General features: G+C 43.2%; 12 protein-coding genes. 5 read left to right on the plus strand and 7 right to left on the minus strand.

The features are described from left to right. Positions 1-35 precede the first annotated feature (35 nt). The 6 genes from V7K41_RS31510 to V7K41_RS31535 all read right to left on the minus strand — a co-directional run bounded on the left by V7K41_RS31510 (position 36) and on the right by V7K41_RS31535 (position 5,836). Entirely contained in the window at positions 36-923 is an 888-nt protein-coding gene (locus V7K41_RS31510) for a hypothetical protein (protein WP_334854432.1), read from the minus strand. Between the two features lie 48 nt (positions 924-971). Then, on the minus strand, positions 972-1,481 hold the full coding sequence (locus tag V7K41_RS31515) for a hypothetical protein (protein ID WP_334854433.1): 510 nt from the start codon (positions 1,479-1,481) through the stop codon (positions 972-974). A gap of 223 nt (positions 1,482-1,704) precedes the next feature. Continuing rightward, positions 1,705-2,787: a photosystem II q(b) protein gene (gene psbA / locus V7K41_RS31520; protein ID WP_334854434.1), complete on the minus strand. Its 1,083-nt coding sequence runs from the start codon at positions 2,785-2,787 to the stop codon at positions 1,705-1,707. Positions 2,788-3,054: 267 nt separating this feature from the next. Continuing rightward, positions 3,055-3,726, minus strand: coding sequence for a DUF2834 domain-containing protein (locus tag V7K41_RS31525; RefSeq protein WP_334854435.1), 672 nt, complete (start codon positions 3,724-3,726; stop codon positions 3,055-3,057). A 131-nt stretch (positions 3,727-3,857) separates the two neighbouring features. Beyond that, positions 3,858-5,030, minus strand: a complete 1,173-nt coding sequence (locus V7K41_RS31530; RefSeq protein ID WP_334854436.1) for an HrcA family transcriptional regulator — start codon at positions 5,028-5,030, stop codon at positions 3,858-3,860. A 473-nt stretch (positions 5,031-5,503) separates the two neighbouring features. Further along, positions 5,504-5,836 carry a rhodanese-like domain-containing protein gene (locus tag V7K41_RS31535; RefSeq protein WP_334854437.1) on the minus strand — a complete coding sequence of 111 codons (333 nt, stop codon included), beginning with the start codon at positions 5,834-5,836 and terminating at the stop codon, positions 5,504-5,506. Positions 5,837-5,995: 159 nt separating this feature from the next. Between V7K41_RS31535 and V7K41_RS31540 the strand changes: the two genes are divergently transcribed. The 3 genes from V7K41_RS31540 to cysE all read left to right on the plus strand — a co-directional run bounded on the left by V7K41_RS31540 (position 5,996) and on the right by cysE (position 9,400). After that, entirely contained in the window at positions 5,996-7,657 is a 1,662-nt protein-coding gene (locus tag V7K41_RS31540) for a DUF3352 domain-containing protein (protein WP_334854438.1), read from the plus strand. Positions 7,658-8,000: 343 nt separating this feature from the next. Next, positions 8,001-8,492, plus strand: a complete 492-nt coding sequence (locus V7K41_RS31545; protein ID WP_334854439.1) for a hypothetical protein — start codon at positions 8,001-8,003, stop codon at positions 8,490-8,492. 143 nt (positions 8,493-8,635) lie between these two features. Beyond that, positions 8,636-9,400 (plus strand): serine O-acetyltransferase, encoded by a 765-nt coding sequence (cysE, locus tag V7K41_RS31550; protein WP_334854440.1) that lies wholly within the window; start codon positions 8,636-8,638, stop codon positions 9,398-9,400. Positions 9,401-9,445: 45 nt separating this feature from the next. Here cysE and V7K41_RS31555 read toward each other — a convergent pair whose 3' ends face one another. Next, on the minus strand, positions 9,446-10,030 hold the full coding sequence (locus tag V7K41_RS31555) for an Npun_F5749 family FMN-dependent PPOX-type flavoprotein (RefSeq protein WP_334854441.1): 585 nt from the start codon (positions 10,028-10,030) through the stop codon (positions 9,446-9,448). A 162-nt stretch (positions 10,031-10,192) separates the two neighbouring features. Here V7K41_RS31555 and V7K41_RS31560 point away from each other — a divergent pair, with 162 nt between their 5' ends. Both V7K41_RS31560 and V7K41_RS31565 read left to right on the plus strand, forming a co-directional pair. After that, a complete protein-coding gene (locus V7K41_RS31560) occupies positions 10,193-10,504 on the plus strand; it encodes a hypothetical protein (protein ID WP_334854442.1) in 312 nt (103 codons plus the stop codon). Next, positions 10,495-11,199 (plus strand): tetratricopeptide repeat protein (locus V7K41_RS31565; RefSeq protein WP_334854443.1); only part of this gene is annotated, 705 nt, incomplete at its 3' end. The genes V7K41_RS31560 and V7K41_RS31565, both read left to right, overlap by 10 nt.

Here is an 11,199-nt window from a genome sequence, read left to right on the forward strand (position 1 = left end):
TTGGGAAATCTTCCCAGTCCCCACTTACCATCAACCTAAATCTCAGCCACCGCTCGTTCAATCAAGCGATGTGCTAAAGTTTGTGTGCCAGTGTGCTCATAATAATTTGTTGCTACATCCAGGAATGCTGCGAGGTAGTCCAACTTGTCATCAGCAATATCGGTAAAACTTTGCAAGTTGTGGACAACCTTTTGCGGCGTTAAATTATTGGCGCTAACTAACCCACTCATCCAACCTTTAACTGAGTCAAAGCTTTCGCCGATAAAGTTGAGTTTTCCAGCAGAATTGTTACCTGGAATCACATCTTTGATGTTTTGGAAAGTCGAGTTTTGTTCTAACTCCTGTGGATTTGTTTGATTCAGACCAGATATCGCTTTGCTGATAAAATCTGGGCCCAAAGGTATCAAACCATCAACGCAAACTAACGCCACCATCCGGATCAATGACTCACCACTATACTCACCTAAAGAAGCGACAAAATCCCCAATACTGTCTCCAGGAATGCCGTTAATTTGACAGAAGGCTACCAACTCAGCCACTAATTTTAATGTTAGATCGATAGTTTGGGCTTTATCAGGTTTGGGAGTGACAGAGTTTAAAAAACCCAATAAAGGAATTTTTTCACCGACTTTGTTAGCTAAAGCTGCTGCACCAAGTGCTTTATCTGTACTATCAACAGTTTGATATAACCATAAGGCTGTTTGGTATCCTTGGGATTTGTCGTTGAATAGATAAATCGCTCTTTCGCCAATTTGCTGAATTAAATCTTCGTCGTCTTCGCCAGTGACTTTCTTAATAGTGTTGACAAAGCCGACGGTATTTTGCCACTCTCCAGGAGCAACAAAATCAAGGGACTTTAACAGAGAAACAGTCAAGCCGCCGGTTGGTAATTGATCGACCAACTCAAAAATTGATTTGCTCACAAAAATCTCCTGATTTGGGTTTTGTTATCTAAATGTTTGTAGTACAAATCATTTCAGGTTAGCTAGACGATTAAGATTAAACTTCTCTAACCAATCTGCGCGATCGCTAGCTGTAAATGACGGATCGCGAGAAAGTGCTTTTACTTGGTACTTACCTACCAAAATTGCAGTTTGCGTCTTACCAAGTTCTATTGCGGGATAACCGCCAATTTTTTTGGTGCTTTTCGAGAACTTTGCTGCTGCACTAGGCGTACTAGTAGTATCAGAAATAGACAGCAATGCTATATCTTTACCGCCTTTTTTCAACTTCGCTTCCGCAAAGCCTTTTTTCTCTTGGGTATAGACGCGCTGGTAGCCATCACCTGCATCAGGGAAAAGCTTATTAAATTCGCTACCTTGAGTTGCAGTCTTAGCGACTGATTGACCCTTTTTTTGTTGAGTGCTTTCTTTTTGCACCTGGTCAAAACGTCCAGGTGCTTTTGGGCTACAGGCTGTTGTCAGTAGGACCACTGACAGCAACAAAGCGGCTACTACCTTACGCCCACGGTGTATAATCATTCTTGGCTTCTCCTTAGACTTGAGCTTTGAAGCAATTATCTGCGCTGCTAGCAATTATTACCCGTAAAATTTACTTTTTGATAATTATTTCCTAAGTTCTCAACTATAAAGGTCATTTTTGCACTACTTAACGTAGCAATTAACCCAATGCAAAAACGCCCCCCCTTTCGGGAAAGCGTCTTCTGTTTATAGAAAAGCGTCAAGAGCGTATCTCAGATTATGATTAACCGTTGATAGCAGGAGCAGTTAGAGCTACAGGAGCAACATCACCAGCCGCCAAATCTAGAGGGAAGTTGTGAGCGTTGCGCTCGTGCATTACTTCCATACCCAGGTTAGCCCGGTTGATTACATCTGCCCAAGTTGCAATCACACGACCTTCAGAATCAATGATTGATTGGTTGAAGTTGAAACCGTTCAAGTTGAACGCCATTGTGCTGACACCCAAGGCGGTGAACCAGATACCGATTACAGGCCATGCTGCTAAGAAGAAGTGCAATGAACGGCTGTTGTTGAAAGAAGCGTATTGGAAGATTAGACGACCGAAGTAGCCGTGGGCTGCAACGATGTTGTAGGTTTCTTCTTCTTGACCGAATTTGTAACCGTAGTTAAGGGACTCGGTTTCGGTGGTTTCACGAACCAAAGAAGAAGTTACTAGTGATCCGTGCATTGCACTGAACAAACTTCCGCCAAATACACCTGCTACACCTAATTGGTGGAAGGGGTGCATCAAGATGTTGTGTTCTGCTTGGAACACAATCATGAAGTTGAATGTTCCGCTTATTCCCAAAGGCATACCATCAGAGAATGAACCTTGTCCGATGGGGTATACCAAGAATACTGCACTTGCTGCTGCTACTGGTGCTGAGTATGCGATCGCAATCCAAGGGCGCATTCCTAAGCGGTAGGATAGTTCCCATTCACGACCCATGTAGCAGAATACGCCAATCAGGAAGTGGAAGATTACCAGTTGGTAAGGACCGCCGTTGTACAACCACTCATCAAGAGATGCTGCTTCCCAAATTGGGTAGAAGTGCAAACCGATGGCGTTGGAGGAAGGTACTACTGCACCAGAGATGATGTTGTTTCCGTAAATCAAGGAACCTGCTACTGGTTCGCGGATACCATCGATGTCTACTGGAGGTGCGGCGATGAAGGCGATTACGAAGCAAGCGGTAGCTGCTAGCAGGGTGGGGATCATTACTACACCGAACCAACCGATGTAGATCCGGTTATTGGTGCTGGTGATCCATTCGCAGAATCGATCCCATACGTTGGCGCTTTCGCGACGTTGTAAGGCTGTTGTCATTGTTTTATGAATGCGATTATTTTCAGATGAATTTAGGTAGGTTTGACTACCTGTTACACATCTTAAAGAATTTATTGCGTTTTGTAAAGTACTTTCATAAAAAAACTTTCTCTTGGGATTTACGTACCCACAGAAAATCCCCAAACCTTTGAAAAAGGGGGGACTTTAGGTGATACCACTTGGGATTTTAGACTTTCCTGCGGAACGCTGCGCGAACGGCTACGCTCAGTCGAACGATTGTGGATTGTGAAAAATGTACTTTATTCTTCAATTCGTTGCTGGCTGCTTGGATATGGATGTACCCACTTCCGGCAAAGGTGGACGCACAGATAAATAAACCAATGGGCCAAATAGCGGTATCAAGGTTATTAACCAGAAAAACTGCGGATTTTTCCAACCGCGACGCGCCATATCATCCCCCAACAATGTGGGAAATAATAGGCAGAGTAAACAAAAATCTAAACTCATCACATTGATGAAACGGTTAGTTTGCCACTCTTGCACAAAACTGCCCCAATCTCCTGCTCTTAAACCGTAGGCAACTAGAATAACCGTGGCTACCGTTAACACAAAACCAGTTACACGAGAATCTAGTAGCTTGAGCAAGGTATTCTTTTGACCGAGAAACTGATTATTTGGTTCTCGGAGGGCTAAATACGGCAACAAGGCAAAAGCACCAACTGCGAAAGAAGCAGTAGAAAACAGCCAAGCAGGTATTTTTTGTCTTCTACCATCAATAAAAACTATTGCGCTGTAAATAAGAGGCCAGATGCCCATAAGGTTGAATAGTGCTATGACTAACGGGTTAACACCTTGCCACTGGCCGATAGAAAGGTTTTTAATTAACTCGAATGTACCGGGTTGATCGGGAGGCGCGAAGAAAAAAGCATAGACAACAAATCCCAGCCACAGTAAACCAAAGGCAATTTTTCTAAGCATAAAAGATTTAAGTAGTATTAATTATTGATTTTGCCGTTACAAATCCGGCTATCTGCTTGCTATGGTATTGTTCACTCACCTAGAGGCGTAGTGGCTTGTTTCTAAATATAACCTGATACGATTAATCCCTATTAAGGATTGAAATAATTGAAAGCTTCTGAGAGGTAATCAGCAGCAGATGCTACTACTGCGATCGCACTTTCATAATCTAGACGCGTTGGTCCCAAAACTCCCACACTTCCTACGGGTACCGAACCTCGGCGATAGTTAGAAGAAATCAAGGTGCAGGTACGTATCGGTTCTAATGGATTTTCTGCACCAATGCGAACCGTTACTTTTGGTTTACCACCATCTTCTGGTTCTGGTTCCTCAAATATTAATCGCCACAGTTGGTCTTGTTCTTCTTCCAACAGATGGATAATCGTTTGTACTTGCTGTAACTGGGAAAATTCTGGCTGGCGCAAAACTTCTGACACACCCCGAACCATAATTTGGGTTGCAGTTGGTGCAAGAGTGCGACGAGTCAATTCAGCAACTGAGTTTTTCAAAAATTCCCCGTAGCGTTGGAACTCCTGATCTAGTTCGTTCCAGTTGAGGTAGGCTAATTCCAACAGACTTCGCCCCCGCAGGTGACTATTCAAAAAGTTAGAAACAATCTGCAACTCGCGATCGATTACCTCTGAATCTCGTTGTGTTTCTTCTGGTGTTGGTGACAAATCCATCAATTTAGAATGTGTCTCGTAACCATCAGTTACGACAATTAACATGATTCGTCCGGCTTCAATTTGCACTAATTGCAGATGTCGCAATAGCGCTGTGGTCGTTTGCGGCATAGTGATCAAGCTAATGCAACCACTCAAGGTTGCTAAAATTTGTGCGGCTCCTTGCAGTAGGGTTTCTAAACTCCGATCTTGCCACTGTAGCTGCTTTTGCAGTGCCACCTCTACTTCTCGACCTAGAGTTTCCGTACCACTTCCCTGCGGGACGCTACGCGAACGTGGAAGCAAGCTCCGCGTAGCGTCTGTCTGCGATACGCTGCGCGAACGCAGAGAAGGTGTAATTAGCTGGTCAACATAAATGCGATAGCCTGAATCTGAAGGTACACGTCCAGCAGAAGCGTGTGGTTGATAGAGCAATCCAGACTTTTCTAAAACGCCCATAACATTGCGAATTGTCGCCGAGCTTACACCCAGGTCGTACTCCTCGACTAAAGCCTTTGAACCAACAGGCTCTGCCGTAGCAATGTAGTGACGTACCGTTGCCCAAAGTATATGCTGTTGTCGATTTGTTAACTGAACTTCCATTATGGTATGTTTTGCTGAAGGCAAATTTTAATCAAACTCTGAAAAAAATTTGTGGATTTAATCGAAAACAGAGAATATTAATAATTTATTAAGGTAACAAATTATATAACTCTATTATGATAAATATTTTTAAAGTTTATATATAATACAGCATTTTTAAGAGTAGGGTTGGCATAATAGTTCAACTTTTTTTTGCAAAAGCTGCTGATTATAATGTACCCTTACGATGCTTCTTTCTAACCGTACTTTTGCACAAATTTGTGCCCACAACAGTATTATTAGATACGTATTTGTTTCCAGGGGCTACTGCCAAACTGTAATTTAGAGCAATCCAACATTTTTGTGCAGATGTACTTGATGCCCAAATTCCAAACTTTCTGGCAAGCCTCTAACATTGATGTAGTTCTATCTTTAGCATAGCAAAAGTCAGATGGAAGAGTAAGTTCCATCTGAATGATGTATTCGAGCAAAAGCTAATACTGAGGAATTGAAGGGTCTACTAGTTGGGAATAGGCATCAATACCACCCGAAATATTTTGCACATTTGTAAAACCTTGAGCAATTAACCACTGGCACATTTGGGCGGAGCGGATGCCGTGATGGCATAACACCAAGGTTTCGGCTTCGGGATTGAAGAGGGTAGGTACTCGATCTCCCCATTGGGCAAATTGACTTAAAGGTAGGTTGACAAAGCCCTCAATGCTAGCGATCGCCAATTCTTGTGGTTCACGCACATCTACTAGCTGAATACTTGTATCACTAGAAGAAAGACGTTGCGCCAGTTCTTCTACACTAATTTGATTCATGAGTTCCCTGTCATGAGGTTTTCGTAAATAGTCCTAATACTATTTATGGTGACAGAAAATTTCTGCCTTGACATCAGCATCCATTCTCAAGAGGGTTGATTAATTCTGCTAGGCTTTCTGCTTAAATGGCTGTAAACCGTCTTTTTTAATAGGTTTAATGTGAATAGGCAACGTTCATTTATCGGTTTTTTCGTCGCTGGGGCGATCGCCCTGCTAGTAATTGCGATCGCAGGCTTTTACTGGTTTTTCGCTAAAAGTCCGGCTAACCTGATTGCTTCTAGCTCTGGGCCTGGTGCAGCCATATTCGTGTCGAAACTTTCCCCTGCAATGGTTTCATTATTGACCAATCCTGACCGTTTGCAGGCGTTGGAGCGCGAAGAGGAACTATCTAAACTCAAAACCAGTTTATTTGCCAAGAGTGGCATAGATTACAAACAAGACATTCAACCCTGGTTAGGGAATGAAATTACATTAGCTATCACCACCTTAGATATCGATCGCGATCCAGAAAATGGACAACAGCCAGGGTATTTGTTGGCATTAGCAACCAAGCAACCACAGAAAAGCCGCGAGTTTGTCGAATTGTTGTTTTCTAAAAGAGCGTTAGCCGGAGCAAACTTAGCTGTTGAACAATACAAAGGTATAAAACTGATTTCTGACAATTCTCAACCAGAACAAGACTTGCTTGCTGGTGCTGTTGTCGGTAAAGACTTTGTGTTATTTGCCAACGATCCGAAAGTACTACGAGATGCGATCAATAATGTCCAAGCGCCCGATCTGAATTTGGTTAGCTCACCCGAATACCAAAAAGCTACCAAAGAACGGCTAAAAGGCGGTTTAGCTGTAGCTTTCTTGAATCTTCCCATCGTGGCAAAATGGCAAGGGTTAGAGTTACCAGAACAACTTTATAACAGTCAAATCATATCCTTAGTGTTGAATCCCAAAGGATTGCTGGCAGAAACTACCTTTTTGACTTCATCGGAAATTGTCCCTCCATCTACACCACTATCTAAACCTGTGGGAGCATTACAGTATGTTCCAGCATCCGCAGGTTTAGCAATTTCCGGCTCGAATTTGAGTAATTTGGGTGACAGCGATTTAGCCAAACTCTGGAGACAAGCAACAGCAACTATATATGGTTCTGGAGAAGATGTGGTTTCTCGGTTAGCAAAACCTTTGGTGGATGTTCAAAAACGCTGGGGTATAAATTTACCAAAGGATATTTTTAGCTGGGTACAAGGAGAATATGCCATAGCGTTGTTACCAGAGAAAGAGGAAACAACCCCACATTGGATTTTTGTGGTGGAAAAATCTGAGGATGTAGAACAAGGTGTAGCTCGTTTAGATGCGATCGCCTCATCCAATGGACTCAGTATTAATCCCTTAACTATAGACAAGCAAAAAATCTCCGCTTGGACAGAGTTAACCACGGCTACTAAAAAAAGTGATGCTAAAGAAGGAGCATCCTTCAGCATTGAAACAAAAGTGCAGGGATTGCATACAACTTTAGGAAATTACGAAATTTTCACCTCTGACTTGGAGACGATGGATGAAATTCTCACAACTAAGGATAATTCCATAATTGACAATCCCAATTTCAAAGATAGTATCGCTGCAATTCCCCTACCAAACCAAGGCTATATATATCTTGACTGGACAAAGAGCCAGAATTTGTTAGAGCGTCAAGTACCGATTCTCAAACTAGTGGAAGTCTTAGGGAAACCGTTTTTTGATAATTTGCGATCGCTCACAGTTAGTAGTTATGGAACTGACACGCGATCGCTCAAAGGTGGTGTTTTTTTCCAACTCAATAATTCCTGAGATTTTCACAAAAGCTCAAGTGCAGAAGGTAAAATAATTTTTAACCTTCTGCCTTTTTTTGCCCCATGATATTTACGTACACTTTCTATAGCATTTGCTATTTGTATTTGTAATCTTTGGATAGGTACTGGCTGCTGGTTTAGAAATTTAGGTTCGATGTGGCAGTGAGTATCAAATACATCAAAAAGAATTTACACAATACCCTAGCAATTAGCTTTCCACTTTCCAAAACATTAACTGTGGCACATTTGAATGTGGCACACCCAACTGAAATTTCACTGGAATTTTTTCACTAAAATATGTATATATCATTACTAATTTAAAAGCCTGTTGGAGGGCTACTATGAAATACTGTCGCCCCCGACTTCAGTTTCGTGGCGGTTGGCTGTTGGCTATACTTACCGCCATCACAGCTACCCCTGCAATAGCACAGACAGCCAATTTTGGCACTTTCAATTTATCAACAAACTTTAATCCAGCACAAGGAACAGTGCAGGGGTTTACAGGTGGTTCTTACTCATTGTCTGCCATAAGTAACCGCGATCGCGAGCAAAAAGCCTGTATTGGCTTTGCCGATCCCACTCCAGATCACATTATGGTTTTGGAAAAGGACTTTTCCCAGCTAACAATACAAGTCGATAGCAACAACAACGACACTACTTTACTTATCCAAGGCCCAGATCAAACAACAATTCGTTGCGGCGATGATACTGGCAAAAGTAAAGATGCTAGCGTTAGCGATCGCAACTGGAAAAGTGGCACTTATCGGATTTGGGTGGGTACATTTAATCCTGGGGTCAAGCGTGATTATACTTTGACAGTGGAGAAGCCGTGAAGTCGAGAGTGGGGAGTAGAGAGCAGGGGGAAAAGAACTAACCAATACCCAATGCCCAATGCCCCATTCCCAATTTTTACGTGTAACACCTAAAAGGATAATATGGGAGAGTAGCTTGTTGTGCTTTCCGAGGGTGCTATCTCGTGCTATCTATACTACGTGCTGACTTTCGTATCATATTTGAACGTGACCCAGCTGCCCGTAATTGGTTGGAAGTTTTATTTTGTTACCCTGGTTTGCAAGCCCTGTTATTCCATAGGCTGGCTCACTGGTTGTATAGTGTTGGTCTTCCCTTTATTCCCCGCCTGGTTTCTCACTTGGCTCGGTTTTTGACTGGAATTGAAATCCACCCTGGTGCAACAATTGGGCAAAGTGTGTTTATTGACCACGGGATGGGTGTAGTAATTGGTGAAACTGCGATCGTGGGAGACTATACCCTAATTTATCAAGGTGTCACCCTTGGGGGTACTGGTAAAGAATGTGGCAAGCGCCATCCTACTGTGGGGGAAAATGTCGTAGTTGGGGCTGGAGCGAAGGTACTGGGCAATATCCAAATTGGCAATAATGTCCGCATTGGTGCAGGTTCTGTTGTTTTAAGAGATGTGCCTTCAGACTGTACTGTGGTAGGTGTGCCTGGGCGCATTATGTATCGTTCTGGAGTTCGGGTTTCACCTCTTGAACACAATAACTTACCAGATTCAGAAGCTCAAGTAATTCGTGCTTTAGTAGACCGGATTGAGGCGTTGGAAGAACAAATACAAACTCTTCAGCGCACCAATTCTTCAGAAAAAACTCCTGTTTTAGTGGGTTGTTTAGCAGCGAAAGAGGATGAGCTAACCCGTGATACTCGCTGGTGCAACCTCAAGGATAAGACTATCCAGGAATTTCTAGATGGTGCTGGCATTTAGTTTCACTTTAAGGGTTAAGGGTCAATCTTTTAACTCTTGACTAAATCACGGATTAATCGCTTCGCTAGACCATTCTTGCTGGTCATTACGGCAGTAAAGCCATCGATTTTGTGGTTCGCCGCGTAATTCTAAATGGTCTACTTGCACTGGATCGAGTAGCAGTAGACAAAAATTAGCCACTGGCTCAACAGGATCGGGTGCTGGTGGCTCAAAGGCTCCTGCTTCTTGGATTCTGGGTTTACCAGGATGCGGCCAAGCAAACTGTAAGCGCGCCGCATCACTCAATTCTTGCCACATTGCGATCCGGGCTGGCTGTAAATTCTGGTGAAAATCATCACCGCTTACTAGGCTTAAATAGCCAGTGACGCGGAATTGTTCTCGTGTATTGGGGAAGTACCAGCAAATTTCTGCCCAAGGTTGTTGCTGTATCTGGTCGGCTTTGGCGCTACGGTTATCGGTGATAAATTTTAGCTGGTTTGTATCTTCTAGAAAGCCGCGAAAGACTAGGGTACGATTAGCGGGGCGACCATTCGCCTGTAGCGTTGCTAGTTGCAGGTAACGGGCATAAACAAGGCTGCGGTTGCGATGGAGTGCATGAGCGATCGCACTTCGCCAAGGAGCAAGAGACATTATACAATTCTGTTGGTAATCTAGCGCCAGGTATTCCTGAACATACTACCACTTCAACACTCCTGGTTGAGCGCCAGTGATTCCTAAAAGTTCTCTAACGCCAAGAAGCTTTAAAATTTTGCTGCTGTAATATATATAAATTATTAATATAAATAATACCTAATGAGTTCCTTACCCGCTAATCGTGCTAATACTCTTAAAGCTGCTTTTCGTGTTTGTGATGTAGCTCCTTTAGTGACTAATAGAGATATTGAACGTTATTATGTTAATTTATCAAAAGTTCGCAAGACAGAGGCAATTAATACTATTAAAAAACGCTTAGATTTTCTGGAACCTGCCGAATTTTGTAGCCTTTTATTTACTGGACATCGGGGATGCGGTAAAAGTACAGAATTAAGGAAGATTCAGCAAGAATGGGAATCTCAATATAATGGGACAAAGCGATCGCACTCTACAATCAGTCTTTGGAAATAAAAGAACGCATTGGTAATGTCCAAGGCAAAGCGGCGACGTTGCACTGTCTAGGAATTCTCTACGCCGACAAAGGGGAAGTGGATGAAGCGATCGCACTCTACAATCAGTCTTTGGAAATAAAAGAACGCATTGGTAATGTCCAAGGCAAAGCGGCGACGTTGCACTGTCTGGGAATTCTCTACGGCGACAAAGGGGAAGTGGATGAAGCGATCGCACTCTACAATCAGTCTTTGGAAATAAATGAACGCATTGGTAATGTCCAAGACAAAGCGGCGACGTTGCATCAACTGGCAGGTATCTACGCCGACAAAGGGGATGTAGATGAAGCGATCGCACTCTACAATCAGTCTTTGGAAATAAATGAACGCATTGGTAATGTCCAAGACAAAGCGGCGACGTTGCATCAACTGGCAGGTATCTACGCCGACAAAGGGGATGTAGATGAAGCGATCGCACTCTACAATCAGTCTTTGGAAATAAAAGAACGCATTGGTAATGTCCAAGGGAAAGCGGCGACGTTGCACCAATTGGCAGGTATCTACGCCGACAAAGGGGATGTGGATGAAGCGATCGCACTCTACAATCAGTCTTTGGAAATAGAAGAACGCATTGGTAATGTCCAAGGGAAAGCGGCGACGTTGCACCAATTGGCAGGTATCTACGCCGACAAAGGGGATGTGGATGAAGCGATCGCA

Source organism: Nostoc sp., from assembly GCF_036917415.1.
Classification (GTDB): domain Bacteria; phylum Cyanobacteriota; class Cyanobacteriia; order Cyanobacteriales; family Nostocaceae; genus Nostoc.

Excerpts from the sequence above, each read along its gene's own strand:
- V7K41_RS31515 (WP_334854433.1), bottom strand. The coding sequence starts at position 1,481 with ATGATTATACACCGTGGGCGTAAGGTAGTAGCCGCTTTGTTGCTGTCA.
- psbA (WP_334854434.1), bottom strand. The coding sequence starts at position 2,787 with ATGACAACAGCCTTACAACGTCGCGAAAGCGCCAACGTATGGGATCGA.
- V7K41_RS31525 (WP_334854435.1), bottom strand. The coding sequence starts at position 3,726 with ATGCTTAGAAAAATTGCCTTTGGTTTACTGTGGCTGGGATTTGTTGTC.
- V7K41_RS31530 (WP_334854436.1), bottom strand. The coding sequence starts at position 5,030 with ATGGAAGTTCAGTTAACAAATCGACAACAGCATATACTTTGGGCAACG.
- V7K41_RS31535 (WP_334854437.1), bottom strand. The coding sequence starts at position 5,836 with ATGAATCAAATTAGTGTAGAAGAACTGGCGCAACGTCTTTCTTCTAGT.
- V7K41_RS31545 (WP_334854439.1), top strand. The coding sequence starts at position 8,001 with ATGAAATACTGTCGCCCCCGACTTCAGTTTCGTGGCGGTTGGCTGTTG.
- V7K41_RS31555 (WP_334854441.1), bottom strand. The coding sequence starts at position 10,030 with ATGTCTCTTGCTCCTTGGCGAAGTGCGATCGCTCATGCACTCCATCGC.
- V7K41_RS31560 (WP_334854442.1), top strand. The coding sequence starts at position 10,193 with ATGAGTTCCTTACCCGCTAATCGTGCTAATACTCTTAAAGCTGCTTTT.